Source organism: Ferriphaselus amnicola, assembly GCF_000974685.2.
Taxonomy (GTDB): Bacteria; Pseudomonadota; Gammaproteobacteria; order Burkholderiales; family Gallionellaceae; genus Ferriphaselus; species Ferriphaselus amnicola.
Genome location: NZ_AP018738.1, coordinates 1,972,686 through 1,997,716, shown reverse-complemented (window position 1 = coordinate 1,997,716; position 25,031 = coordinate 1,972,686). Strand labels below are relative to the sequence as shown.

Here is a 25,031-nt window from a genome sequence, read left to right as displayed (position 1 = left end):
GGTACTTGGTTTTGCATCAACAAAAAGGAGCCTTTGGCTCCTTTTTGTTTTTGTGCGCTGTTTAGTGAGTGGCTGCGCGCACTACAATAGTGCTAAACGTGGTGCTTAAGTTTATATGATGCACCACACTGGAGCGAAAGTGCATGTTGTGGATGAGTTGTCTTTGTATAATCATTTATATATCAACTTGATATGATTATTGGCATAACAATTGCTTTTTCACGTCAGTTTGCACTTGGAGATGAACATGGAAAATCTAAAGGTCAGTAACGATGCGTTATTCATATTGCTTGGTGCCATCATGGTGCTGGCGATGCACGCTGGATTCGCCTTTCTTGAATTGGGTACAGTACGCAAAAAAAATCAGGTCAATGCGCTGGTCAAGATACTGACGGACTTTGCCATCTCGACGCTGGCGTATTTCTTTATCGGTTACAGCCTCGCTTATGGTGTGAACTTTTTCACCGGTGCAGAGGAGTTGGCGCAAAGGAATGGCTATGAGTTGGTTAAGTTCTTCTTCCTGCTGACATTCGCAGCGGCGATTCCTGCCATCATCTCCGGTGGTGTGGCCGAGCGCGCCAAGTTCAATCCGCAACTGGCAGCCACCTTTATGCTGGTCGGCTTCGTCTATCCCCTCTTCGAGGGCATTGCGTGGAACCATCGCTTCGGCATTCAGGACTGGCTGAATGCCAGTTTCGGTGCGGAGTTCCATGACTTTGCGGGTTCGGTGGTGGTCCATGCTGTGGGCGGCTGGATCGCGCTGGCAGCGGTCTTGCTGCTGGGCGCGCGCCGTGGGCGCTACAACAAGGAAGGTCGCATCTCCGCGCACCCGCCGTCGAGTATCCCGTTCCTAGCGCTTGGAGCATGGATTCTGACTGTGGGCTGGTTCGGTTTCAATGTGATGTCCGCGCAGACCATCGACAAGATCAGCGGCCTCGTTGCGGTCAATTCTCTGATGGCGATGGTGGGTGGCACGCTGGTTGCATTGTGGGTGGGTAAGAACGACCCCGGTTTCGTCCATAACGGCCCGTTGGCTGGGCTGGTGGCTGTGTGTGCCGGTTCTGATCTGATGCACCCAGCAGGTGCATTAGTCACGGGTGGCGTGGCGGGAGGCCTGTTCGTCTGGATGTTCACTCTGACCCAGAATCGCTGGAAGATCGATGATGTGCTTGGTGTTTGGCCGCTGCACGGCCTGTGCGGCGCGTGGGGTGGTATTGCAGCGGGAATCTTTGGTGCAAAGGCGCTGGGCGGACTTGGCGGTGTGAGCTTCGCTGCGCAACTCATCGGCACGCTGATGGGTATCGCTATCGCACTGGCCGGCGGATTCTTCGTCTATGGCATATTAAAGAGGACGGTTGGTATTCGCCTTGATGCTGAGGAGGAATTCAATGGTGCTGACTTGAGCATCCATAAAATTTCTGCCACTCCGGAAAGAGAGTCGGGCTGGTAGTTTGTCAGTTTCGAACATGCAAAAGGGCAGCGAACGCTGCCCTTTTTTATTGGTTGAACGACGGGAGAGGTGGCGACTCCAGATGTCTGGTTTAACTTAACTTGTGTTGCGGATAAGTTGGTTTATGTCGCTACATCGCAGGCAGGTTATCCAAATCTACCCGTGATGTAATCTTCAGTCTCTTTACGCTTCGGATTTGTGAATACGCTGCTGGTGTCGCCAAATTCGATCAGGTCGCCCAGATACATATAGGCGGTGAAGTCTGAGACGCGTGCTGCCTGCTGCATGTTGTGGGTCACGATGACGATGGTGAACTCTTCCTTCAGTTCGTCGATCAGTTTCTCGATGTGCGCTGTAGAGATCGGATCGAGCGCGGAGGTGGGCTCGTCCAACAACAGTACTTGCGGTTTGACGGCGATGGCGCGGGCGATGCACAAACGCTGTTGCTGGCCGCCGGATAGTCCGGTGCCGCTCTGCTTCAGCTTGTCTTTCACTTCGTTCCACAGTGCCGCTTTTTTCAGCGCCCATTCCACGCGCTCGTCCATGTCGTGACGACTCAGATTCTCGTATAGCTTTACGCCAAAAGCGATGTTGTCGTAGATCGACATCGGGAAGGGCGTGGGCTTTTGGAACACCATGCCGATCTTGGCACGCAGCATGTTCAAATCCTGGCGCTTGTCGAGCAGGTTGCTGCCGTCGAGCAGGATCTCGCCAGTGGCCTTCTGTTTGGGGTAAAGCTGGTACATTCGATTGAACGTGCGCAGCAGGGTGGACTTGCCACAGCCGGACGGACCGATGAAGGCGGTGACCATCTTTTCTGGGATAGTCAGGTTGATGTCCTTCAGCGCACGGTATTCGCCATAGAAAAAGTTGAGATCGCGTACGACCAGTTTCGGAGTGATGTTCTTTTCAGCAATCATGCCGTTTCCTTAGGCTGCTTAGTGATGGGACGAACTCTGGCGGAACATGACGCGCGCCACGATGTTCAAGGTCAAAACGCTGAAGGTAATCAGCAAGGCACCCGCCCAAGCGAGGCGTTGCCAGTCTTCGTAAGGGCTCATGGCGAACTGGAAGATGACCACTGGCAGATTGGCCATCGGTTTGTCCATGTTGCCGTTCCAGAACTGGTTGTTGAGCGAGGTAAAGAGTAGCGGTGCCGTTTCGCCAGAAATGCGTGCCACGGCCAGCAAGATGCCAGTGATGATGCCGGCACGAGCGGCTCGCAAGGTCACGAAGTTGATGACCTTCCATTGGGGAGCGCCCAGTGCAGCAGCGGCTTCGCGCAGAGTATTGGGTACCAGGCGCAGCATGTTCTCAGTCGTGCGGATCACCACGGGGATTACAATGATCGATAAGGCTAATGCGCCTGCCCAGCCGGAGAAGTGGCGGACATGGACGACATAGACTTCGTACACGAATAAGCCGATCACGATAGATGGGGCAGATAGCAATACGTCATTGATGAAGCGCGTGATCGGTGCTAGCCAGCCGCGTTGCCCGAATTCAGCTAGATACGTTCCCGCCAGAATGCCGATAGGCGTACCGATCAGGGTGCCGAGTGCAGTCATCATCAAGCTGCCAGCGATGGCATTGAGCAAGCCACCATCGCTGCCGGGGGGCGGAGTCATCTTGGCGAACACCGCAGGAGTCAAGCCGGGCAGTCCGTGTTCGAGCAAGGTTAGTAGAATCCAGCCTAACCAGAATAGGCCAAATGCCATGGCTAGGAAGGAAACGCCTAGACTGAGGTAGTTGATGAAGCGGCGGCGGTTGTAGAGCGAGAACATGGTCAGCTTCCTTCTCTCTGGCCGAGTTTATAGAGCATGAAGCGTGCGATGGAAAGCACGACGAAGGTGATGAAGAATAGGATCAAGCCGAGCTCTACCAGTGAGGCGGTGTAGAGATCGCCGACAGCTTCGGTGAATTCGTTAGCCAGCGCCGAAGAGATACTGTTGCCTGGCATCAGCAAGGAGCCGGAAAGCTCGTTCGCATTACCGATGACGAACGTGACTGCCATCGTTTCGCCTAACGCACGTCCCAAGCCCAGCATGACACCGCCGACTACGCCGATCTTGGTATAGGGCAGCACCACATTCCACATCACTTCCCAGGTGGTGGCGCCTAAGCCGTAGGCTGACTCCTTGAGTAGGGTAGGGACGACATCAAATACGTCGCGCATCACGGAGGTGATGAAAGGAATGACCATGATGGACAGAATCAAGCCGGCGGTGAGCATGCCGATGCCCATGGGTGGGCCGGAGAACAGTGGCCCGATCCACGGCATAGTACCTATGTGGTCGTTAATCCAAGGCTCGACGTGGTCGGCAAACAGCGGCGCGAACACGAATAATCCCCACATGCCGTAAATGATGCTGGGGATGCCTGCCAATAGTTCGATGGCGATGCCCAGCGGCCGACGCATCCAACGCGGCGAAAGTTCGGTAAGGAATAATGCGATGCCAAAGCTGACTGGGATGGCAATGACTAGGGCGATAGTCGCCGTGGCCAATGTGCCGATGATAGGCACTAATGCACCGAAATGATCGTTGACCGGATCCCACTCGGCGCTAGTCAGGAAGCCGAAGCCGAAGGCTTTGATGGCCGGCATACTGCCAACGACCAGTGAGCCGATGATGGCAGTCAGCAACGCCAAAACGGCGAATGCGGAGACTCGTGTCAAGCTGCGGAACACGATGTCCAGAATGTTCTGGCGCTTCAAGCGCGCTTCGCGTAAAAACGTCTGCATGGGTGGAAGTCGGTTTCTATTAATGGATTCGCGGGGGTCTTGCCCCCGCGAATTATAGCTTGTAATCGACGTTTGTCAGCCGCTTACTTCCATACAGGCTTGCCAGCAGCGTCCTTGATGTTAGCTTTCCAAGATTCGCGGATCTGCTTTACTACGCTATCTGGCAAAGGAACGAAGTCCAGATCAGAGGCCATCTTTGCGCCGCTAGCATAGGCCCAGTCGAAGAACTTCAGGACTTCCTTGCCGTTCGCTGCATTCTCCTGTGTCTTATAGACCAAGATGAATGTAGCGCCCGTGATCGGCCAGCTTTCCTTACCTGGCTCGTCAGTCAGGATCTCATAGAAGCCGTTGGCCTTGTCCCACTTGGCATTCGCTGCGGCAGCCTTGAATGTGGTGTCATCCGGTTTGACGAAGAAACCGTTGTGGTTTTCCAGTTGGGTGAAATTCATCTTGCTTTGCAGCGCATAGGCATATTCGACATAGCCGATCGCGCCCTTGATACGTTGCACGTAAGATGCTACGCCTTCGTTACCCTTGCCGCCGGTGCCAGTCTTCCATTGCACTGCTTTGTCAGCACCCACCGTGGTCTTCCACTCTTGGCTGACTTGTGCCAGATAGGTGGTGAAAATGAAAGTGGTGCCGGAACCATCTGCGCGGTGAACCACGGTGATGGCTTGGTCAGGCAACGCTATGCCAGAGTTCAGCGCGGCGATGCGCTTGTCGTTCCACTTAGTGATCTTGCCCAGATAAATGTCAGCCAACACTGCGCCTGTCAGCTTGAGCTGGCCTGCAGCAACACCTTCCAAATTGATGACCGGAACCACACCGCCGATCACGGTCGGAAACTGGGTCAGGCCATTCTTAGCTTGTTCTTCAGGAGTCATCGGTGCATCAGTTGCGCCGAAATCAACCGTCTTGGCCAAAATCTGCTTGATGCCGCCGCCCGAGCCGATGGATTGATAATTCATGCCCACGCCAGTCTGTGCTTTGTAAGCTTCAGCCCATTTGGCATAGATCGGGTAGGGGAAAGTCGCGCCTGCGCCGGTCAGATCGACAGCATGGGCTTGCGTTGTGAATGCGAACGAGGCGGCAATTCCCAGTGCAACAAGAGTGCGATTCAGTTTCAGGGTCATGGTATTACTCTCCAGTATTTAAGTGTGAATTCGGTTGCTGTCGCTAGGTGTTTGTCGAGTCAGCCTGCGTATCATAGGACATTTATGTTGCACAATTATTACAGAAATCCATCGTTTGCTCATTGTCGATGAGCGACATTCGGCGCTGCTTAGTCTCGTTCGTATCGATCGACTCTGTGCCGCTTGTTGGTTTGTGTGTGCTCGGGGCTGTTTTTCGCTATACGTCTAAATATATTCCTTAGTCGGAGTGCAAAGCTTGATGAGGTAGGCGCGGCATTGGCTAACGCGTAGCCTTCTGCTGAACCCGCGTAGAACAGGCTGTCGGGGTGTACCGAGTATTCGAGTTGAGTATCGTGCTTGGTCATTTTATGCTCCTTGTTTACGTTGACTCGAAGCAGATGCTACGTGCCTAGTGTTAAGGAATGATGACAGTCAAGCGAGGCTACTTAATCGACTTCCAAAGGTCGTAACTTCAACTGGATGCCGATCTGTTTCCATTCGGCGACTTCAGCTTCGAGTGCGGCTAACGTGAGCGGATGACGCTTCAGCCAGGACTTGTTCAGCGCGAGTTCCACATGCTGCTCATTCACCTGAAACGATATAGCTGTCAGAGCCAAGTCGTTACGACTGCGATAGAACAAGGCAGCCAAGCGGAGTGCTAAGGCGGGCATCCAGAGCTCATGCCCTTGCAGCGAGCCATTCATCTTCTTGAGCGAGCCACGATGCGCTAGTACCAAGCGGCTCAACGCGCCTTGTTCGTCGTTGGAGAAACCAGGCATATCGGCGTTGCTCAGGATGTAGGCGGCGTGTTTGTGGTGGCCACTGTGGGCGATGGACAAGCCGATCTCATGCAGGCGTGCGGCCCAGCCTAGCATCTTGTGGTGCGCGTCGCGCTTGCCTGTCAAGTTGGCGGTCAGCTCATTCAGCAGCGATTGCGCCAGTGATTCCACGCGCTGCGACTGTGCGAGATCGACCTGATAGCGCTGCATGAAGTTGTTGACGGTGACATCGCGTACGTCGTGGTCGTGGAAGCGTCCGAGCAGATCGTGCAGGATGCCGTCGCGCAGGGCGAAGCGGCTGGTGGTCAGGCGCGGGATGTCGAGCTCGGTCATGATCGCGTGCATGATGGCGAAGCCGCCGGGAAGCACCTGCATGCGGTCGGCGCGGAAGCCGAGTTTGTCCAGCTGGGACGTGTCACCGATCTTCAGCAGGTGATTACGCAACGAGATCAAGCCTTCTTGCGTGATGCTACCGTCCGACCACCCGTTGCGCTGCAAGATGCCTGCGAGGGTACGTGCCGTGCCGGACGAGCCGATGGCTTCGCTCCAAAACTCATTGGAGTACTCGGAGACGATGCTTTGCAGCTCATTGCGTGCCGCTAGCTCTGCCGCTGCTAGTGATTTCTTGGTGATGGCTCCATCAGGGAAGAAGCGCAAGGTATAGCTGACACAGCCCATGTATAGACTTTCCAGCTTTTCCGGTTGTGTACCGCTGCCGATGATGAGCTCGGTCGAACCACCGCCGATGTCCACCACCAAGCGGCGCTCCGGCGAGGGCGGCAGATTGTTGGCTACGCCCAAATAGATCAAACGCGCTTCTTCGCGCCCAGCAATGACCTCAATGGGAAAGCCCAAAGCCGCTTCGGCGCGCTGCAAGAACTCCTGTGAATTCTTGGCTACGCGCAAGGAATTGGTGCCCACCGCGCGCACCGCACTTTGTGGCAACTGGCGCAGACGCTCTCCAAAACGAGTTAGACACTCCAGAGCGCGTTGTTGCGTTTCTTCGGTCAGCTGCTTGTCCGGTGTCAGCCCTGAAGCCAGTCGTATCGGCTCACGCAGTGTGTCGAGCGGAAATATCTGGTCGTTGATGACGCGGGCGATCTCTAGGTGGAAGCTGTTTGAGCCCAGGTCGATCGCTGCAAGGGTGGCGTATTTGAGCATGGCAGATCCGAAGTCGTGACTTGAGTTGAGGCTACATTTTTGAGTGCGACAGCATAGCGTAATAATATTACAGTTTTGTATCACTTCGGTGCAGGCTGTCCCTATGTCATAAAACTGTTACATCCAACGCTTACTATGGCCAATCATTTCAGGAGTGACTAGCATGGTAGGTGAGCATACATCCAAGCAGTTCGACGCAGAGCTTGAAGCGGTGCGCGCTCGCGTGCTGCAAATGGGCGGTCTGGTGGAGAGTCAGGTCAGACTGGCGATGGCAGCCTTGATCGCGGGCGACCTTAACCAGATGAACGTGATCGTGGACAACGATTTTCAGGTCAATACCCTAGAAATGGAGATCGACGAGGCGTGCAGTCGCATCATCGCTCGTCGCCAACCCGCCGCCTCCGATCTACGCGTGTTGCTGACCATCGTCAAAACCATCACCGATTTGGAGCGTATCGGCGATAGCGCCAAGAAGATTGCGCGCATGGGCATTTTATTGTCTGAACGCAATTCGCTTTACTTGCCGCGCTATAGTCAGCTTGAATACGCCACCTCGTTGGCGCTGGAAATGCTGCGAAAATCCCTCGATGCCTTTGCTCGCCTTGATCTTAATGTGGCGGCCCAAGTGGTGCGTCAAGACGAGAAAGTGGATGACGAGTTCCAATCCATCATGCGTTACCTCATCACGTTTATGATGGAAGATCCGCGCACTATTTCGACTTCGTTGGAGCTGTTGTTCGTGGCCAAGGCGATCGAGCGCATCGGCGATCACGCCAAGAATATCGCAGAGTATTTGATCTATCTAGTCAAGGGGCGCGATATGCGTCATGCTTCGGTCGAAGAGATCGAGCGGGAGGTTCTTGATTCCCCTTCGCCTCGCTCCAACTGACGCGAAAGGTTCATCATGCAAGCGGTTCTGATCGCCAATCCCAAAGGCGGCAGTGGCAAGACTACTCTTGCAGTCAATGTGGCAGCCTATCTGGCTAGCACGGGGCATCACGTTGCTTTGCTAGATATGGATAGGCAGCAGTCAGCTCGGTTATGGCTGGAGCAACGCCCAGCTGAGTTGCCGATGATCTGGCCGCTCGAAACTAAGCGCGAAGAGCGCCCAGATTCGGACTGGCTGGTGATCGACTCCGCAGCCGGCTTGCATGGTAAGAATCTGGAGCGGGCGATCAAGCTGGCTTCCAAGATCATCATTCCCATCGGGACATCCATCTTCGATATGCGTGCGAGCCAGAATTTCCTGCATGTGCTGAGTGAAGAAAAAGCCATACGAAAAGGCAAGTTACACGTCGGTGTGGTCGGGATGCGTATGTCCGCGCGTACCCGCGCGGCGGCCACGCTGGAAGAGTTTTTGACGGGCTTGGAGTTGCCCGTGCTGGCCTGTTTGCGCGAGGCGCAGGTCTATGTGAATACGGTCATGGAAGGCAAGAGCATCTTCGATCTGCCGCTGCATCAAACGGTGCGCGAGCGCGAGCAGTGGGCTGGGTTACAACGCTGGTTGGAGAAGCCATAAAAAACGCGCACCAGAACCGCGTGCGCGCAAACCTCAGGGGAGGGAAAAGATCAGCGGATGAAGTGCTTTGCGTAGCGCGGGTTCATCCTCGAAAGTGGCAGCAGGATGAATACATCCGCCGTATTGAAATCAGGATCCCAGGCGGGTTCGCCGCCGATATACGCACCCAGTCGCAAATAGCCTTTGAGCAACGGCGGGATGTTTACTTCCAGTGACTGATTCAGCGCGGCCAGCGGCAATGGGCAATGTGGGAATACGCGATACTCGGAAGGCGCCGCGTGCCGTTGATAGATACGTTGGAACACACTAGCCGCGTAATGTCCGCCATCACCCATGCCGATACTGGCGCAGCCGATCAGATATTGATACTTGTTCCGCACCATGTAGTCAGCCAGACCGCCCCAGAGTTGGGTGATGGTGGCTCCGTCGCGGTAGGCTGGGTGCACGCAGGAGCGACCGACCTCGACCATTTGGCTGCGCAAATTGCTTAGCCGGTCGAGGTCGAACTCAGTTTCAGAATAGTAGCTACCCAAGGCATGAGCACGAGAGGGCGATAGGATGCGGTAGGTTCCGACGACTTTGTGGTTGTCGCCATCGCGCACCAGCAGATGCTCACAGTGACGGTCGTAAAGATCGCGATCCAAGCCCTCTTCGGCGGAGGGTAAGCGAGCTCCCATCTCTTCCGAAAATACCTTGTACCGTAGGCGCTGCGCCTCTTCCACTTCGGAGAGGTAGCGAGCCATGCCCATACTTAGACGGCGAGACGGTGACGAGCTCTGTGTGTTCAGTTCTAGCATATCGGCCTCCAAATCAGTTGCGATGGGGAAAGCTTAGCGCTCAGATGTTTCCGCAGGATTTCCGAAAAGTTAACCATTCGTTACTCAGCCTGATCTAGCGCGGCTCCTGCTCCGCCACATTCAAGTTGCCGGGTAACATCAGCGCATAAAACGAAGGGTACGCTGGCTCAGTCTCAACCCAGCAGGTGCTGGTGTCGGCCAAAGGATGGAATGCCAGTTGTGGATGTGCTAACGCTAGGCTGATGGCCGAGTGTGCTGCACGAGCCAGCGAACGGCGGTGTTCGTTGGCGCTGGAGATCGAAGGGAGGCGGGTCAACGTAACGTGCAGGGCTGGGTTGGTCAGCACATTCCAGAGTGAACGGGCGAAGCTCATATCGCCGACGAAATCAGCCGTATGAGCTAGCTCTCCCTGAGAGTCATGATAGCGGAGAGCGATCGGATGGATATCGGTTCGGCTATCGATCGCACTTTGCAGCAACGAAGAGTGGAAATAGTGTGGTGCATGTCCGCCGGTGGTCGTTCCCTCGGGGAAGATGGTAACGCAGTTGCCCGCATTCAGTAGCTCAGTCACCTGTTGATTGATACGTAATGTGTCGCGCCGATCATTGCGTTCGATGAAGAGGGTGCGCGCACGCTGGCACAGCCAGCCGATCAAGGGCCAGTCGCGCAACTCGGATTTGGCAACGAAGCAGTTGGGCACGGCTGCATTCATGGCGACCACATCCAGCCATGACACATGGTTTGCAACTAACAACCCGACCGGTCTGACACCATGCTGCACATATCCGCACATATTCAGTTGAACATTCAGAATGTCGAGCAACTCACGGCTCCAGCGGCGCAGCACACGCCGTTGCTGGGATCGTTTGAGGAACGGGAAGAGGCTGCCTAGCAGCGTGCCATAAGCCAGATGAATGACAAAGCGTAGCAGGCGAAATATCGAAACAAGTAGCGTCGGACGAACAGTGTGCATGATGTTAAATCCTCTTCATGATGGGAATCTCAGGCATGACTTACGCCCATAGTTCGCTGGTGTTGCCGCCAGCGGAGGGGGTGAAGCGGAACTGCGAAATGGTGCGGTGCAAGACTTTGGAGGTTTGTGCCAAGCCGACCATCTCATCGCGAGTCATCTGGATATCGTCAGTCGTTGCTTGTGTCGCGGTGAACACTGCTCGGATGTGCTGCGTGATCTGGTCACTGTTGCGCGACTGCTCCTGAGTGGCTTGGGCTATCTGTTGCATCATGTCGGCGACCAACTGCATGGAATTCTCGATCTGCCCAAGTACATCGCCGATCTTTTCGCCGTGATTGGCGCTGGCTTGCACTTCTCCGCGTGCGGTGTGCATTGCAGTGACGGCTTCGCCAGCGGAAGATCGGACGGCATTGAGTAGGTTGGATATGTCGATGGCTGAGCTGGTGGTGCGGTCGGACAAGGTGCGCACTTCGTCAGCCACCACGGCAAAGCCACGACCATAGTCACCCGCGCGGGCAGCTTCGATGGCGGCATTCAGCGCCAGTAATTTGGTCTGTTCGGCGATTCCCTTGATGATGTTGCTGATCGAGTCGATCTGTTGCAAGGCTAAGTTCAGCCCATCCATGGTCTGAGCTGATGTACACATCGTGGCATCGAGACGAGTCAAGGTGGCGATGGTTGCTTGCCCGACTTGCGCGCCTTCTTTAACCTGCTGGCGGGTGTTCAGTGCGGTTTCGGCAGCCAGGTTGGCACTTTGGGCTATCTCGGTAGCCGTGCGATGCATCGCTTGTATCGACTGGCTGACATTGGACACTCGGTCGGTCTGTATCTGTGCGTTCTCACTGACCGCTTGAGTCATCAGACTCACCCGATTGCTGGTTTGCAGGGACTGGCCGGCTGAAGTGTTGACTTCCCCTAGGATGGCTTCAAATCGGGCGATGAACGCGTTGATGGTGCTGGCCATTTTGCCGATCTCATCGGCGTACGTGGCGGGAAGCCGATGAGTCAGATTTCCGTCGATCAGGCAATTCATCGCGGTCAAAACCTCCTCCACTCGTCCTTTCAATCGGCGACTGAACACCGACTGGAAGATCACGATGACGAGTCCGGCCACGACTAAGGGCAGCACGATGATCCATAAGATCCGGTCTAGGGCTTGGAGTATCGACTGCTCTGCCTGCATCTTTCCCAAGCGATTGGCTTCAGCCATTCGATCCAGCTCGAGGATCAGCGGTTGCAATTGATTTCGGTAAAGTACATCGGGTAGTGTCAACGCATCCTCTGGGTTGGTCTCGGCAATTTTGATTGCAGAGGCAAATCGCTTGGCGTAATCGGCCCAGACTGTTTCGATCTTTTGTACTTGGGCCTTATCCAAGTTGGGAGTCTTCAGCGTGATCAGTTCGCGCTGAAGCGCCTGAATGCGTGAGCTGGTGACCGTCAATTGCTGGCTGGTTTCGATCAATACCGGGTCGGCGCGCGAAATGGTCAGTAGTTCACTTTTGATTTCTGCCAGATTGCGGGTCAAGGTTTGTCGAGACTGGTAGTTGCTAAAGTCAGCTTGCAGTCGCTGCAATTGGATGGCCGCAAAGATGACGACGCTGGTGATACATGCCAGCGTGATTCCAGCGATCAGACGATTTTGTGATTGCAGGGTCATATCGCTACTCCGGCTGGTGTGGCTTGCGTTGCTCGACGAATAGGCTGTTGCCGTGGATCTGCTTGGCCATTTTCTTGGCGCGGGCGGTTGCGGCCGACACGTCGTGGTGTGATGCGAACTGTTCTGGATCGATGTACACCGCGCCGATGGACAGTGTCGGCAGTGTGTTGAACACGACTCGGCCTTGTCGGTCTTCGCTCTCGTAGCCGCCGCACCAGCGATGTTGGTCGCTGGCGAGTGAGGTAGATAGCTCGGCGAAGGATTGCAGCGCACCGTCGCAGCGTTTTTGCCAGTCGGTGCTTTGCAGGATTAGGATGAAATCGTCACCACCGATATGTCCGAGAAAATCTAACTTAGGGTCACAAGACCAATGCAAGATACGTCCGGTCATCTGGATCATCTCGTCACCTTTGCGGTAACCATACACATCGTTGAATGGCTTGAAATTATCCAGATCGCAGTAGCAGGCATAGAACGGCTCGCCACTTTCGAGTAGGCGCTCGATGTGCTCGTTGATCGGCACATTGCCGGGCAGCATCGTCAGCGGATTGGCGTAACGCGCGGCCTCGATCTGCATCTGCGTGATGACGCGCAGTAAACCTTGGCCGGTGCCCACGCCTAGATAACGGCCTTCCTCGGTGATGATGAAACCATCAGCGAAGTGGCGGCCCTCGGACTCGGTCAGGAATTGGCTGAGTTCCTGTACTGGCGTACTCCTTTCAACCAGTAGCGGCTTGGTGAACATCAGTTGGCTACACGGTTTTTTACCTAGCAGTTCGCGGCGATAAGGTTGGGCGAAGCAGTCGATGAAGGCATGGCGATTGATCAAGCCGACGGGTTTTCCATGCTTGACCACGGGTAAGCTATCTAGCCCAGGGTTTTCTCCGAAGCAGATAAAGATCGAGTCGTTATCCGTCTCTGGGGTGACTGGCTCCACATACACCAGTAGCTTATGGGCGGTGACGCTGCGGTTCGCCAGAAAAGCATTCTTCGGATAGCCCGCTGTGCGCGCGCTATTCAGCACTAGACTGGCTTCGGGGGGCGCGACCAGTGGCGGAGTGGGGCTGGGGCGGGCGATGAAATAGCCTTGTCCCATCGCGATACCGATGTCGCGAATGGTGCGTAACTCGGCCTCGGTCTCCACGCCTTCGGCAATCACCTGAGTGCCACAGCTTTCAGCGATCTGCTGAATCGACTTCAGGAATTGCAGCTTGAGTGGATCGGTGTTCACCCCTTGTACAAAGTGCATGTCGATCTTGACGAACTCTGGGCGCAGCTCTGACCACAGCCGCAAACTGGAAAAGCCTTCGCCCAGATCATCCATGGCGATTTTGAAACCCATCTGGCGATAATGCAGCAACGCATTGCGTACCGCTTCAAAGTCGAAGATGGGTTGGTTCTCGGTGATCTCGATGATTACGTGTTCAGGAGAGATGCCGATCTTCTTCATGAACTCCAGCGTTTGGCCATTCTTGAAACTGGGGTGAGTCAAGGCATCCGGGCTGACATTAAGGAATAACTTTCCCGGCAGGCGGAGCTGGGCGAATTGCTCCAGCACGATCTGTCGGCACAGCATTTCGACTTCTAGCATCCGGCCTTGTTGCTTGGCGGCACTGAATAGATTGGCCGGTGAGTGTAGGGGGCTGTTGGCGGGGCCTCGAATCAGTCCCTCGAAGCCGATCAATTCGCCACTGCTCATATCGAGGATCGGCTGGAACAAGGCGGATAAATTACGCTTGACTAGAATCTCGTCGAGCGGAGTATTGCTTTCCTCCGCTGGGATGCGAAATCGCGTGCCGATGCTATAGTGCTGTGCGCCTTCGAATTCACCCAGGCTCCATAAGGAATTCAGTGTGGGAGACGGTTGGCATTGTGCTGTTTGTGGCATGATCTTCCTCCTGTTAGAGCGGGATGCTTGGATGACTCGTTCTGGTTGGATAGGCAGATTAGCCCCTTGTTGTTGCAGGAAAATGACAGGAAGTTTGAGTGTGTTGAAAGAATGGTGCGGTTAGGCGGCGGTGAGTGAGACTGTCATATCCTTGTCATAAAACCTGCATAAACTGGAGGGATGAATGAATCAACAGATAAACTCAATCAGGTGGAGTCAGCGCCTATTCCAACGCATGTTGAATTGCCAGCGACAGGCGCTGGGCATTCCGCAGTTCGCTCGGGTGGCCGGATGATGAGCAAAAAATATCCTCCCCAATTATTCATCAATCGAGAGTTGGGCTTGTTGGAGTTCAATCGGCGAGTGCTGGCACAGGCAGAGGATGAGCGCGTGCCATTGCTGGAGCGGCTCAAGTATCTGTGTATCGTCAGCAGCAATCTGGATGAGTTTTTTGAGATCCGCGTGGCGGGCCTGAAGGAGCAGATCAAGCACGGTGGCGGTGCGACCGGTGCGGATGGTCTCGATGTGCATCAGATATTTCAGCAGGTACGTGTAGAGGCGCATCAGATCATTGGTCAGCAGTATCAGTTGCTGAATGCTCAAATCCTGCCTGCCTTATCTCACCACGGCGTGCGCTTTTTGCGGCGCACGCATTGGAACGAGGCGCAGCAGGCGTGGGTGAAGGATTATTTCTTTCGCGAGGTGATGCCGGTACTGACGCCGATCGGCTTGGATCCGGCGCACCCATTTCCTCGTGTACTCAACAAGAGCTTAAATTTCGCGGTCGAGTTGCAAGGCAAGGATGCCTTTGGGCGTAGTTCGGCCAAAGCCATTGTGCAGGCGCCGCGTGTGCTGCCGCGCACGATTCCGGTTCCACCTGAAGTGGCCGGCTGTGCCCATGGTTTCGTGTTCCTGTCCTCGGTTTTGCATGCGCATGTCGGTGAGCTGTTCGCTGGCATGGAAGTGCTGGGCTGCTATCAGTTCCGCGTCACGCGCAACAGTGATCTGTTCGTGGACGAGGAGGAGGTCAAGAATCTGCGCACCAGCTTGCAGGGCGAGCTACCGCAGCGGCACTTTGGCGATGCGGTGCGGCTGGAAGTGGCCGATAACTGCTCGCCGCTGATGGAGGAGTTCTTGTTGCATCAATTCGGCCTGACGGCGGACGATTCGTATCGTGTGCATGGCTTGGTCAATCTGGTGCGGCTAATGGGCATTCCCGATCAAGTTGCGCGCGACGATCTGAAGTTTCCGACCTTTGTGCCCGGCATCCCGACTGTGTTGCAAAAAAAGGGGGCGGACATGTTCAAGGTCATCCGCAAAGGCGATGTTCTGCTGCATCATCCCTTCCAGTCGTTCAAGCCAGTGATTGATTTCATCGTGCAAGCGGCTTCCGATCCAGCGGTGGTCGCGATCAAGCAAACTATCTACCGCACAGGCGCCGACTCGGCTTTGATGGAAGCACTGATGCTGGCGGCTCAGCACGGCAAGGAAGTCACCGTGGTGGTGGAGTTGTTGGCTCGCTTCGACGAAGAGGCCAACATCAACTGGGCGAGCCGTTTGGAAGAGGCGGGGGCGCATGTGGTGTATGGCGTGGTCGGCCACAAGACGCATGCCAAGATGTTGATGGTGGTGCGGCGCGAGGATGGTAAGCTGCGCCGCTACGTGCATCTAGGCACCGGCAATTATCATCAACGCACCGCGCGGCTCTATACGGATTTTGGCCTATTCACCAGCGACGAGGCGATGTGTGCCGATGTGAATGAGCTGTTCGTTCAACTCACCGGCTTGGGGCGGGCGGGCAAGCTACATCACTTGTGGCAGTCGCCATTCACCCTGCATGAAGAGACGCTGCACGCCATTCGAAATGAAACTAAATTGGCGAAATCCGGCAAGACTGGCCACATCATCGCCAAGATGAATGCGCTCTTGGAGCCTGAAGTCATCATGGCGCTGTATGAAGCGTCGCAAGCGGGAGTGAAGGTCGAGCTGATCGTGCGCGGCGTGTGCGCGTTGCGTCCGGGTGTCGAAGGCTTGTCCGAAAATATCCGCGTGATCTCGGTGGTCGGGCGATTCCTCGAACACACGCGCATCTTCTACTTCCGTAACGATCTTGCACACGATGTCTATCTATCGAGCGCGGACTGGATGGGACGTAACTTCTTCCGCCGCATCGAGGCGTGCTTCCCCGTGCTGGATAAGAAGTTGAAGAAGCGGGTGATCGAAGAAGGGCTGAAGTCGTATCTGCGTGACAATGCCCAAGCTTGGGTGATGGATGTTGACGGTCACTACAAGCTGAAGGCGGCGCGCCGAGCTGCACCGAAGTGCGCGCAGCAACTATTGCTGCAAAGCCTCGCTAGCCAGCCGCCCCAGCCTTGATGAAACTCAGGAAGCCTTGGGGCGGCCGGTCTTGATCTTTTCCAGCGCATCGAGTTCGGCGTGCAACTGCGTGGCATCGAGTTTGCTCAATAAACGCAAGCCTGCACGAATCAACTCACTCTTTTTCACATGCAAGCCTGCCTTGAGGCAGGCCTGCTTGAGTTCGGCGATCTTGGCGTAGTCGTCCTGCGGTAGAGTGAAGCTATCGCGGATGACCTTCTGCTTTTGTTTCTTCTCTTTTTTGGCTTCGGGTTTAGTCGCCGCTACCACAGGTGCCACCGCAGCTGGTTTGCTGGTTTTCGCAGCAGGTTTGGTCGCTGCAACGGGTTTCGTGGGAGTTGTTCTTTTCTTGGTGATGGTTGGCGTTGTGGTGGGCTTGTCGGTCATGGCGTTCTCCATAGTGGTTGTTGCGTCGATAACAATATATACAGTATTACCTCATGTGTAAATTGTAATAATTCAATAGGGACAATGAGATGGAGTTGATTCTGTGGCGTCATGCTGATGCGGAGTTTAGCTATCCTGATCTGGAGCGGCCTTTGAGCGAAAAAGGGCATAAGCAGGCGCGCAGGATGGCGAAATTCTTGTTGCCTAAGCTGCCGGAGAGGGGGGTGATCTTGGTCAGTCCAGCGTTACGGGCGCAACAAACCGCAGCAGCACTAGGCGTTGCATTCATTACAGAATCTCGCATCGCTCCTGACGCTACAGCTGATTCCGTGTTGCAGGCAGCAGACTGGCCCAATGGGGATGGCTGTGTGCTGATCGTGGGGCATCAGCCTACCTTAGGGCGTGTGGCTGCACGAGTATTGTTCGGTAGTGAGATTGAGTTGAGCGTCAAGAAAGGTTCGGTTTGGTGGATGTCTGCTTCTGATCAGAGGCGCTCTGATGCCGGAAATTTGAAATTAATGATTACGCCGGAACAGGTGTGAGTGGGGCGCGGTGACTGGAAAATTGCGCACAAAGGTGGTTTCGCTAGCTGTCTGTCATGATCTCGTCACATTAATTTCATTTGTATTTAACATGAGTTACCTAAGATGAGCTGGTCGCTAAATGCGGCAATTTCAAATTGATCTTAGGAGAGAAAGATGCAAAAGAAGCTTTTGGTGCTCGCGCTGGCGAGTGTAATGGCGCAGCCGATGATGGCTTCTGCCGATAGCAATGTGTCGGTTTATGGCGTGGCAGATGTGTCCGCTGATTCTGTAAATGACGGTAAGACTGCCAATGCAGTCACGAAGTCTAAGATTTCTAGCAATGTCTCGAAACTCGGCTTCAAGGGTTCGGAAGATCTGGGCGATGGTCTGAAGGCAATCTGGCAGATCGAGCAACAAATCAACATCGATAACTCAACGGCAACCGGAAATACCTTCGCGACACGCAACACCTTTGCTGGCTTGTCTAGTGCGAGTCTGGGCACGGTGATCATGGGGCGACACGACACGCCTTACAAGATCGCCACGAGAAAATATGACGTGTTCGGCGACAATATCGCAGATAACCGTTCGTTGATGGGCGGAGTCTCGAAAGCATCGGCTTACTCATCGTTCGATGGGCGCCCAACGGATGTCATCGCATACATCAGTCCTGAGATGGCAGGCTTCACGGCTATCGCTGGCTTTGTTCAATTGAACGAAAATCCAGCTGTTGGTAAAGCGAATGCAATCTCGGTGGCGGGAATGTATAAGGCTGCGGATTTTCCATTGACTGCTACATTGGCATATGAGCAGCACAATTTGGATGGCCTGCTGCTGATACCTGGCGCTCAAGAATCTGCGATCAAGGCGGGTGCCTCCTATGCTGTTGATGCGTTGACACTGGCGGCCGTGTATGAAAAGACAAGTGACAATCAAGGTGTGGTTGGCGCGAACAAATATGGTCACAGCAGCGTGTATGTCTCAGCTAAGTATGCGCTTGGTACAGGAGCGATCAAGGTTGCCTACACTAAGGCTGGAAGCCTTGCCCTCGCTAATACAGGTGCAAATCAATGGACGCTGGGTTATGACCACGGCCTGAGCAAGCGCACGATTGTGTATGGTTTGTACACCAAGCTGTCAAACAACACAGCCGCAAGCTATGGTTTGTCCGGCAATGGCACGGGTGCAAGCAATACCGCTGGTAATTTGGGCTCATCGCCGTCGGCATTTTCGTTCGGTGTGAAGCACTCGTTCTGATTTTAGCTATTGGATTGGGGTGACATGCGTCTCACCTGACCAAGATTCGCCAAGGCAAATCGAACAAATTGAGCACCTCCGGGTGCTCAATTTCATTTGACGGTCGATCACGAACATTGGTTACATCTCAGGGAAATTTTCTGGCGTATAGGAAGAAGTCGCATCCTCAGGTGTAAGATTGCAGCCATGTTGTTCTTGTCTGATATATCGCAATGCCCACCCGCCCCAAGCATCTCAATCTTTTGTTGATTCAACTTCCCTTGCCGGGATTCGTTTCCATACTCCATCGCGTCAGTGGGGCTTTGTTATTTATTGCCTTGCCGCTGCTGCTGTGGTTGTTGCAGCAAAGCCTGCGCTCGATCGAGACCTTTACGCGTGCGAGCGAATGGTTGCAGTACGGGCTGGTGAAGCTGGCGCTACTTGGTCTGCTGTGGGGCTTTTTGCACCACCTGTGTGCAGGTATCCGTTACCTGCTGATTGATGCGCATCTGATTTCCGGTTTGGCACAGGCACGAGCTTCGAGTTGGCTGGTGCTGATTGGTAGCTTATCGTTGACGCTGATCTTTGGAGTGATGCTATGGTGAGCCGCACAGTCACGGGGGCACATTACGGTTTGCGGGACTGGCTGGCGCAGCGCGTGACTGCGGTGGTGATCACGGTCTATAGCCTGTGCATCGGTGGCTGGCTATTACTCCATCCGCATCCTGGCTACGATGGCTGGACAGGTCTTTTTGCGAGCAACATCGTGCGTTCGTTCTCCTTGCTGTTCCTGCTCTGCGTGTATTTCCACGCTTGGATCGGTGTGCGCGACATCGTGATGGATTACGTTAAGCCGACAATCATCCGGCTGACCATCCATATCGTCGTGCTGCTGTTGTTGGTGCTTTACACCATCTGGTCAGTACAGATTTTGTGGGGAATGTGATGGCAGTCAATAAACGAACCTTTGACGTGGTGGTGGTAGGCGCAGGGGGCGCGGGGATGCGTGCGGCGTTGACGCTGGCGGAATCTGGGCTAAAAGTGGCAGTGCTGTCCAAAGTGTTTCCTACACGTTCGCATACCGTGGCAGCGCAAGGAGGTATCGCAGCCTCGTTGGGCAACGTCAAGGAGGACAATTGGCTGTGGCACATGTATGACACGGTCAAGGGTTCGGATTACCTCGGCGATCAGGATGCCATCGAGTATATGTGCCGCGCGGCGCCTGAGGTAGTGTACGAGCTGGAGCATTTCGGCATGCCGTTCGACCGTCTCGACAACGGCAAGATCTACCAGCGCCCATTCGGTGGACACATGCAGGCGTTCGGGCGCGAGTCGGTTCCGCGCGCTTGTGCTGCCGCTGACCGCACCGGTCATGCCTTGCTACACACGCTTTATCAGCGCAATGTGCAGGCGAACACCCATTTCTTCATCGAATGGATGGCGCTTGATCTGGTACGTGACGAAGACGGTGATGTGCTCGGCGTGACTGCGATGGAGATCGAGACTGGCGAGGTGACGCTGTTCCAGGCGCGTGCCACCTTGCTTGCCACCGGCGGAGCTGGGCGCATCTTCGCTTCCAGTACCAATGCTTATATCAACACAGGCGATGGCTTGGGTATGGCTGCACGTGCGGGTATTCCGCTTGAAGATATGGAGTTCTTCCAGTTTCATCCCACCGGCGTATATGGTGCGGGCGTGCTGATCACCGAAGGAGTGCGCGGGGAGGGCGGCTATCTAGTCAACAAGGATGGTGAACGCTTCATGCCGCGTTATGCGCCAACGGCGATGGACTTGGCGAGTCGTGATGTGGTGTCGCGCGCCATTGCCACTGAGATCAAGGAAGGGCGCGGCTGCGGGCCGAACGCCGATCATATCCTGCTCAAGGTCGATCACATCGGCGAGGATGTCATTCGTCAGCGCTTGCCCGGCATCCGAGAGATCGCCATCAAGTTCGCTCATGTCGATCCGGCTCGCGCACCGATTCCCATCGTGCCGACGGCGCACTACATGATGGGCGGCATTCCGACCAATTATCGCGGTCAGGTCGTCGCGCCTTATGGCACTGCGCCGGAAGAGGTGGTGCAGGGTTTGTATGCCATCGGCGAGTGCGCCTGCGTGTCGGTGCATGGGGCGAACCGGCTGGGCTGCAACTCACTGCTCGACCTGATCGTATTTGGTCGAGCAGCGGCCCGCCAGATCGTTGAAGACTTGCAGCGCAACCCGCACCCCAAACAATTGCCGCAAGATGCGACGGATCGTCCTTTGGCCCGCTTGGCGCGCATGGAGAGTCAGCAAAGTGGTGAACGAGTGGCCGATGTCGGTGCGGAGATGCGCCGCGTGATGCAGACGCATTGTGGCGTGTTTCGTTTCCCCGAACTGTTGGGAGAGGGCGTAACCAAGATCCGTGAGGTTGTGGAGCGTGGGCGTAATACCTTCATCACGGATAAGAGTCGGGTGTTCAATACGGCGCGTATCGAAGCGCTGGAGCTGGATAATTTGCTGGAAGTGGCGCAGGCGACCATGATCTCAGCCGAAGCGCGTAAAGAAAGTCGCGGGGCGCACGCCCGCGCAGATTTTCCTGATCGCGATGACAATCGCTGGCTCCGGCACTCCTTGTATTTCAGCGAGGGGCAGCGGCTGGACTATAAGCCAGTGCGCTTGAAGCCGCTGACCGTTGACTCTTTTCCGCCCAAGGTTCGGGTCTATTGAGCGAAGTCCATGGCGCGCTAAACTTTGCGTTATCTCTGCCGCTATCTGTAGCACGATTCAACACGGGAGAATCCCATGCAACAAGGTATTCAAGGGCTGGAAAATTGGGTGGCCTTTTTGAGCAAGGCCGATATTCCTGTGCTGAAACGAACCGGCCGCGAGTTGCTCGCGTTGCGGCAGGATCCCGATAGGCTAAGTGCGCGAGGTGTCGCGGAGGTCATTGCCCGCGACCCTTTGATGACCGTCAAACTATTGCGCTATCTGCAGTCTCACAAACACCGGAGTCAAACCAGTGATGTGATCGTGGTCGAGCAGGCGCTAATGATGCTGGGGCTGGATGTGTTCTTTAGCAAAATTCCTGCGTCACCGTTGGTTGAGGCTGATCTTCATACTCACCTAGATGCATTGACTCAGTTACTGCACGTGATTCATCGTGCTCAACGTGCTTCGATTTATGCCAGAGAATGGGCAGTGGTGCATTTGCATGACATGCGCTACGAAGAGATACGCATCGCTGCCTTGCTGCATGACCTAGCTGAGATGTTGATGTGGTGCTATGAGCCGGTTGCGATGTTGGAGATACGCTCCATTCAGCAGCATGATAAAGCGCTGCGTAGCCGAGCCGTGCAAGAGCAAGTGCTCGGGTTCGCACTTGCTGATCTGCAACATGCGCTGACGAAGGCTTGGGATCTGCCGGAACTGCTACTGACCTTGATGGACGATGAGCAGTCTCGCAAGCCGCGCGTCCGCAATGTCATTCTTGCGGTCAATCTGGCGCGCCATTCTGCGAATGGTTGGGACGATGCCGCATTGCCGGATGACTACAAGGATATCGGTGAGTTAATTCGCATGCCTGCCGATGAGGTCATGGCGATGGTGGCCGCCGATGCCGGTATGGCTTGTGATTTGACCCGCCCGCACTGAATCCAGTCTGTACTTCCAAGATTAACCTATCCAGTAGGCTGGATAGCTGCGTCCATGGCCGATGTTGTTGCTGACTAGACCAACCAATACCAGAATCACCGCTCCCACTAATGTCGGAGTGAACAGAAAATCCCAGTTCGGTTGTGTCGCCATGACGATAAGTACGTTGGCTCCACCGGGCGGATGGGCGGTGCGGGTGTAAAGCATTAGCGCAATCAATGTGGCCAATGCCAGCGCAAGGCTCCACCAAGTCGGACCGAATAGCTTGAGGAATAGTAGGCCTATGAAAGAAGCCAGCAAATGGCCGCCGATGACATTACGTGGTTGCGACAGCGGAAACCGCGGAAAACCGAATACCAACACGCAACTCGCTCCGAACGAGCCCATGATAAATAGGGTGTGTGACGTCTCGGTGAGCCAAGCGAGCAGGCCGATGGCGATGGCGCTACCCAGCCAAGCGTAGGCGATGTTGGGCAGAGACGGGCGGGGGGGCGCATGGCCACCGCCTTTTAACTGCTCCGCGAGGGTTTCATTTTCCTGACTCAAAGTGCGCCAATCAGCGCATGCCGGGCATCATGCCCTTCATGCCGCGCATCATCTTGGCGATGCCGCCCTTGCTGAACATCTTCATCATCTTCTGCGTCTGCTCGAACTGGCTGAGCAGCTGGTTGACGTGCATCACCTGCACGCCCGCACCGATCGCGATACGGCGTTTGCGCGAAGCCTTGATCAGTTCAGGCTTGGCGCGCTCCAACGGGGTCATGGAATTGATGATGCCTTCGATACGGTTGATCTGTTTGTCATCCACCTTGGCTCCCGCTGCGGCTTGAGAAAGCTGTGCCGGCAGCTTGTCCATCATGGCGGACATACCGCCCATCTTGCGCATCTGTACGATCTGCATCTTGAAATCGTTGAGGTCGAAGCCTTTGCCGCTCTGTACTTTCTTCGCCAGCTTTTGCGCTTCTTCGACATCTACTTCACGTTGTGCTTCCTCGATCAGCGACAGCACATCGCCCATTCCCAGCACGCGTGATGCCATACGCTCGGGATGGAAGGCTTCGAGGCCGGTCATCTTCTCGCTGACACCGACGAACTTAATCGGTTTGCCGGTGATGTGGCGCACCGACAAAGCCGCGCCGCCGCGCGCATCGCCGTCCAGCTTGGTCAGCACCACACCGGTAAGTGGCAGCGCCTCACCGAAGGCCTTGGCGGTGTTGACCGCATCCTGACCAGTCATGGCATCCACTACGAACAGCGTCTCGATAGGTTTGAGTGCAGCGTGCAGTTGCTTGATCTCGTCCATCATCGCTTCGTCGATGGCCAGACGACCGGCGGTATCGACGATCAGCACATCGTGGTAATGGCGGCGCGCCCAATCATGGGCGGCGCGGGCGATATCGACCGGCTTCTGGCTCAGGTCGGATGGGAAGAAGTCGATCTCCAGTTGCTGGCCCAAGGTGCGCAGCTGTTCAATCGCAGCTGGGCGATAAACATCGCAACTAACTAGCAGTACTTTCTTCTTCTGCTGGTCGCGTAGCAGTTTAGCCAGCTTGCCGGTGGTCGTGGTCTTACCCGCACCTTGCAGGCCGGCCATCAGGATCACGGCGGGCGGCACGGTATTGAAGTTCAACCCAGCATTCTCTTCGCCCATCAGCTTGGTCAGTTCGCGGTGAACTACGCCGATAAAGGCTTGCCCCGGCGACAGACTGCCGATGACTTCTTGCCCGAGCGCGGATTCTTTCACCTGTGCAATCAACTCTTTGACCACGGGCAGCGCAACGTCAGCTTCCAGTAGGGCAAGGCGCACTTCGCGCAGTGCATCCTGGATGTTGGCTTCACTCAAACGCGCCTGTCCGCGCAGATTCTTGATGACACCGGAGAGGCGGCTGGTAAGGTTGTCTAGCATGGTGATTTCGGAGATGGTGTAGAATTCCGCGCAGTCTAATCATCCTGACCTGAAATGTCGAACCTTCATCTCTATTTGCTCACTTTTTTGTCGTATGGCGCGCTGGCGGTGTTCTTTTGGCGTGCGCAGATGCGGGGCGAAGGCGAAGCGCTGAATCGCAGCTTCATCGGTCATCTGGTGCTGGTTCCGCTGCTGACGCACGGTTATCTGCTGTCGCACAGCCTGCGTATGCTCGGTGAATTCAACTTCGGGCTGGCAAATGCCGTCTCACTCATTCTGTGGCTGACCATGCTGGTGTATTGGGTGGCGCGATTCTTCTATCCGATCTGTAGCTTGCAGACATTGGTGCTGCCGCTGGCTGCCATCGGCGTGATGTTGCCAGCCTTGTTCCCTGCGCTGCACCCGCTCGAATACACCGTGACGCTGGCGTTCGAGGCGCATATCGCTGCCGCCATGCTGGCTTACAGCCTGCTCACCATTGCGGTGCTGCACGCTGTAATCATCTCCAGTGTGGAAAAACGTCTGCATCACGGCAGTCTTCCCGCGCTGTTACGTAACCTGCCACCGTTGTTGGTGATGGAAAGCTTGTTGTTCCGTATCATCGGCATCGGCTTCGTTGTACTGACGTTTACCTTGGCTTCCGGCATGATGTTCTCCGAGCAAGTATTCGGAAAACCATGGGAATTCAGTCACAAGACCGTGTTCGGCTTGCTGTCGTGGGCAGTGTTCGCCGCCCTGCTCGTAGGTCACCACCTCTACGGCTGGCGCGGCCGCACCGCCGTCCGTTGGACTGTAGGCGGCTTCTCCTTCCTGTTGCTGGCTTATCTTGGCACACAGTTCGTGCTGCAAGTCCTACTGAGCCGTTGATC

General features: G+C 55.3%; 23 protein-coding genes. 11 read left to right on the top strand and 12 right to left on the bottom strand.

The window, feature by feature from the left end; all coding sequences use genetic code 11:
* Positions 1–247: 247 nt before the first annotated feature.
* Positions 248–1,450 carry an ammonium transporter gene (locus OYT1_RS09975; RefSeq protein WP_062626221.1) on the top strand — a complete coding sequence of 401 codons (1,203 nt, stop codon included), beginning with the start codon at positions 248–250 and terminating at the stop codon, positions 1,448–1,450.
* Between the two features lie 146 nt (positions 1,451–1,596).
* On the opposite strand, the gene pstB is transcribed toward OYT1_RS09975, so the two are convergent.
* The 5 genes from pstB to ppx form a co-directional block, all read right to left on the bottom strand.
* Positions 1,597–2,370, bottom strand: coding sequence for a phosphate ABC transporter ATP-binding protein PstB (gene pstB, locus OYT1_RS09970; protein ID WP_062626220.1), 774 nt, complete (start codon positions 2,368–2,370; stop codon positions 1,597–1,599).
* 18 nt (positions 2,371–2,388) lie between these two features.
* On the bottom strand, positions 2,389–3,234 hold the full coding sequence (pstA, locus tag OYT1_RS09965) for a phosphate ABC transporter permease PstA (protein WP_062626219.1): 846 nt from the start codon (positions 3,232–3,234) through the stop codon (positions 2,389–2,391).
* 2 nt (positions 3,235–3,236) lie between these two features.
* Positions 3,237–4,193 (bottom strand): phosphate ABC transporter permease subunit PstC, encoded by a 957-nt coding sequence (pstC, locus tag OYT1_RS09960; RefSeq protein ID WP_062626218.1) that lies wholly within the window; start codon positions 4,191–4,193, stop codon positions 3,237–3,239.
* Between the two features lie 83 nt (positions 4,194–4,276).
* Positions 4,277–5,326, bottom strand: a complete 1,050-nt coding sequence (pstS, locus tag OYT1_RS09955; RefSeq protein ID WP_062626217.1) for a phosphate ABC transporter substrate-binding protein PstS — start codon at positions 5,324–5,326, stop codon at positions 4,277–4,279.
* Between the two features lie 446 nt (positions 5,327–5,772).
* The gene (gene ppx, locus OYT1_RS09950; protein WP_062626216.1) at positions 5,773–7,266 is read right to left on the bottom strand and encodes an exopolyphosphatase; all 1,494 of its coding nucleotides are present in this window, start codon (positions 7,264–7,266) and stop codon (positions 5,773–5,775) included.
* Between the two features lie 163 nt (positions 7,267–7,429).
* Here ppx and phoU point away from each other — a divergent pair, with 163 nt between their 5' ends.
* The gene (gene phoU, locus OYT1_RS09945; protein ID WP_062626215.1) at positions 7,430–8,155 is read left to right on the top strand and encodes a phosphate signaling complex protein PhoU; all 726 of its coding nucleotides are present in this window, start codon (positions 7,430–7,432) and stop codon (positions 8,153–8,155) included.
* A gap of 15 nt (positions 8,156–8,170) precedes the next feature.
* Positions 8,171–8,785 carry a ParA family protein gene (locus tag OYT1_RS09940; RefSeq protein ID WP_062626214.1) on the top strand — a complete coding sequence of 205 codons (615 nt, stop codon included), beginning with the start codon at positions 8,171–8,173 and terminating at the stop codon, positions 8,783–8,785.
* A 50-nt stretch (positions 8,786–8,835) separates the two neighbouring features.
* On the opposite strand, the gene OYT1_RS09935 is transcribed toward OYT1_RS09940, so the two are convergent.
* The 4 genes from OYT1_RS09935 to OYT1_RS09920 all read right to left on the bottom strand — a co-directional run bounded on the left by OYT1_RS09935 (position 8,836) and on the right by OYT1_RS09920 (position 14,100).
* Positions 8,836–9,582 carry a GNAT family N-acetyltransferase gene (locus tag OYT1_RS09935; RefSeq protein WP_062626213.1) on the bottom strand — a complete coding sequence of 249 codons (747 nt, stop codon included), beginning with the start codon at positions 9,580–9,582 and terminating at the stop codon, positions 8,836–8,838.
* A gap of 94 nt (positions 9,583–9,676) precedes the next feature.
* On the bottom strand, positions 9,677–10,555 hold the full coding sequence (locus OYT1_RS09930; protein WP_062626212.1) for a lysophospholipid acyltransferase family protein: 879 nt from the start codon (positions 10,553–10,555) through the stop codon (positions 9,677–9,679).
* Positions 10,556–10,595: 40 nt separating this feature from the next.
* The gene (locus OYT1_RS09925; RefSeq protein WP_062626211.1) at positions 10,596–12,212 is read right to left on the bottom strand and encodes a methyl-accepting chemotaxis protein; all 1,617 of its coding nucleotides are present in this window, start codon (positions 12,210–12,212) and stop codon (positions 10,596–10,598) included.
* Between the two features lie 4 nt (positions 12,213–12,216).
* Positions 12,217–14,100: a GGDEF domain-containing protein gene (locus OYT1_RS09920; RefSeq protein WP_084611943.1), complete on the bottom strand. Its 1,884-nt coding sequence runs from the start codon at positions 14,098–14,100 to the stop codon at positions 12,217–12,219.
* A gap of 291 nt (positions 14,101–14,391) precedes the next feature.
* Here OYT1_RS09920 and ppk1 point away from each other — a divergent pair, with 291 nt between their 5' ends.
* Entirely contained in the window at positions 14,392–16,476 is a 2,085-nt protein-coding gene (ppk1, locus tag OYT1_RS09915) for a polyphosphate kinase 1 (RefSeq protein WP_062626210.1), read from the top strand.
* A 6-nt stretch (positions 16,477–16,482) separates the two neighbouring features.
* Here ppk1 and OYT1_RS09910 read toward each other — a convergent pair whose 3' ends face one another.
* Entirely contained in the window at positions 16,483–16,863 is a 381-nt protein-coding gene (locus OYT1_RS09910) for a hypothetical protein (RefSeq protein ID WP_062626209.1), read from the bottom strand.
* 89 nt (positions 16,864–16,952) lie between these two features.
* Here OYT1_RS09910 and sixA point away from each other — a divergent pair, with 89 nt between their 5' ends.
* The 6 genes from sixA (at position 16,953) to OYT1_RS09880 (ending at position 22,256) form a co-directional block, all read left to right on the top strand.
* A complete protein-coding gene (gene sixA, locus OYT1_RS09905) occupies positions 16,953–17,405 on the top strand; it encodes a phosphohistidine phosphatase SixA (protein WP_062626208.1) in 453 nt (150 codons plus the stop codon).
* Positions 17,406–17,561: 156 nt separating this feature from the next.
* Positions 17,562–18,644, top strand: a complete 1,083-nt coding sequence (locus OYT1_RS09900) for a porin (protein ID WP_062626207.1) — start codon at positions 17,562–17,564, stop codon at positions 18,642–18,644.
* Between the two features lie 212 nt (positions 18,645–18,856).
* Positions 18,857–19,228: a succinate dehydrogenase, cytochrome b556 subunit gene (gene sdhC / locus OYT1_RS09895; protein WP_062626206.1), complete on the top strand. Its 372-nt coding sequence runs from the start codon at positions 18,857–18,859 to the stop codon at positions 19,226–19,228.
* The gene (gene sdhD / locus OYT1_RS09890) at positions 19,222–19,569 is read left to right on the top strand and encodes a succinate dehydrogenase, hydrophobic membrane anchor protein (protein ID WP_062626205.1); all 348 of its coding nucleotides are present in this window, start codon (positions 19,222–19,224) and stop codon (positions 19,567–19,569) included. The genes sdhC and sdhD overlap by 7 nt, the downstream gene beginning before the upstream one ends.
* Complete coding sequence (gene sdhA, locus OYT1_RS09885) at positions 19,569–21,332, top strand: succinate dehydrogenase flavoprotein subunit (protein ID WP_062626204.1); 1,764 nt, start codon at positions 19,569–19,571, stop codon at positions 21,330–21,332. The genes sdhD and sdhA overlap by 1 nt, the downstream gene beginning before the upstream one ends.
* A gap of 75 nt (positions 21,333–21,407) precedes the next feature.
* Positions 21,408–22,256: an HDOD domain-containing protein gene (locus OYT1_RS09880; protein ID WP_062626203.1), complete on the top strand. Its 849-nt coding sequence runs from the start codon at positions 21,408–21,410 to the stop codon at positions 22,254–22,256.
* Between the two features lie 21 nt (positions 22,257–22,277).
* Here OYT1_RS09880 and OYT1_RS09875 read toward each other — a convergent pair whose 3' ends face one another.
* Positions 22,278–22,802: an HPP family protein gene (locus OYT1_RS09875; RefSeq protein WP_062626202.1), complete on the bottom strand. Its 525-nt coding sequence runs from the start codon at positions 22,800–22,802 to the stop codon at positions 22,278–22,280.
* A gap of 10 nt (positions 22,803–22,812) precedes the next feature.
* Entirely contained in the window at positions 22,813–24,162 is a 1,350-nt protein-coding gene (ffh, locus tag OYT1_RS09870) for a signal recognition particle protein (protein WP_062626201.1), read from the bottom strand.
* A 54-nt stretch (positions 24,163–24,216) separates the two neighbouring features.
* Between ffh and OYT1_RS09865 the strand changes: the two genes are divergently transcribed.
* A complete protein-coding gene (locus tag OYT1_RS09865; RefSeq protein WP_062626200.1) occupies positions 24,217–25,029 on the top strand; it encodes a cytochrome C assembly family protein in 813 nt (270 codons plus the stop codon).
* Positions 25,030–25,031: the final 2 nt, after the last annotated feature.

Coding starts and splice junctions, on each gene's coding strand:
- OYT1_RS09975 (WP_062626221.1), top strand. CDS start 248: ATGGAAAATCTAAAGGTCAGTAACGATGCGTTATTCATATTGCTTGGT.
- OYT1_RS09900 (WP_062626207.1), top strand. CDS start 17,562: ATGCAAAAGAAGCTTTTGGTGCTCGCGCTGGCGAGTGTAATGGCGCAG.
- OYT1_RS09920 (WP_084611943.1), bottom strand. CDS start 14,100: ATGCCACAAACAGCACAATGCCAACCGTCTCCCACACTGAATTCCTTA.
- pstB (WP_062626220.1), bottom strand. CDS start 2,370: ATGATTGCTGAAAAGAACATCACTCCGAAACTGGTCGTACGCGATCTC.
- phoU (WP_062626215.1), top strand. CDS start 7,430: ATGGTAGGTGAGCATACATCCAAGCAGTTCGACGCAGAGCTTGAAGCG.
- OYT1_RS09910 (WP_062626209.1), bottom strand. CDS start 16,863: ATGACCGACAAGCCCACCACAACGCCAACCATCACCAAGAAAAGAACA.
- OYT1_RS09935 (WP_062626213.1), bottom strand. CDS start 9,582: ATGCTAGAACTGAACACACAGAGCTCGTCACCGTCTCGCCGTCTAAGT.
- OYT1_RS09880 (WP_062626203.1), top strand. CDS start 21,408: ATGCAACAAGGTATTCAAGGGCTGGAAAATTGGGTGGCCTTTTTGAGC.
- ppx (WP_062626216.1), bottom strand. CDS start 7,266: ATGCTCAAATACGCCACCCTTGCAGCGATCGACCTGGGCTCAAACAGC.
- sdhA (WP_062626204.1), top strand. CDS start 19,569: ATGGCAGTCAATAAACGAACCTTTGACGTGGTGGTGGTAGGCGCAGGG.
- ffh (WP_062626201.1), bottom strand. CDS start 24,162: ATGCTAGACAACCTTACCAGCCGCCTCTCCGGTGTCATCAAGAATCTG.
- pstA (WP_062626219.1), bottom strand. CDS start 3,234: ATGTTCTCGCTCTACAACCGCCGCCGCTTCATCAACTACCTCAGTCTA.
- pstC (WP_062626218.1), bottom strand. CDS start 4,193: ATGCAGACGTTTTTACGCGAAGCGCGCTTGAAGCGCCAGAACATTCTG.
- ppk1 (WP_062626210.1), top strand. CDS start 14,392: ATGATGAGCAAAAAATATCCTCCCCAATTATTCATCAATCGAGAGTTG.
- sixA (WP_062626208.1), top strand. CDS start 16,953: ATGGAGTTGATTCTGTGGCGTCATGCTGATGCGGAGTTTAGCTATCCT.
- OYT1_RS09865 (WP_062626200.1), top strand. CDS start 24,217: ATGTCGAACCTTCATCTCTATTTGCTCACTTTTTTGTCGTATGGCGCG.
- OYT1_RS09925 (WP_062626211.1), bottom strand. CDS start 12,212: ATGACCCTGCAATCACAAAATCGTCTGATCGCTGGAATCACGCTGGCA.
- sdhC (WP_062626206.1), top strand. CDS start 18,857: ATGCCCACCCGCCCCAAGCATCTCAATCTTTTGTTGATTCAACTTCCC.
- OYT1_RS09940 (WP_062626214.1), top strand. CDS start 8,171: ATGCAAGCGGTTCTGATCGCCAATCCCAAAGGCGGCAGTGGCAAGACT.
- pstS (WP_062626217.1), bottom strand. CDS start 5,326: ATGACCCTGAAACTGAATCGCACTCTTGTTGCACTGGGAATTGCCGCC.
- sdhD (WP_062626205.1), top strand. CDS start 19,222: ATGGTGAGCCGCACAGTCACGGGGGCACATTACGGTTTGCGGGACTGG.
- OYT1_RS09930 (WP_062626212.1), bottom strand. CDS start 10,555: ATGCACACTGTTCGTCCGACGCTACTTGTTTCGATATTTCGCCTGCTA.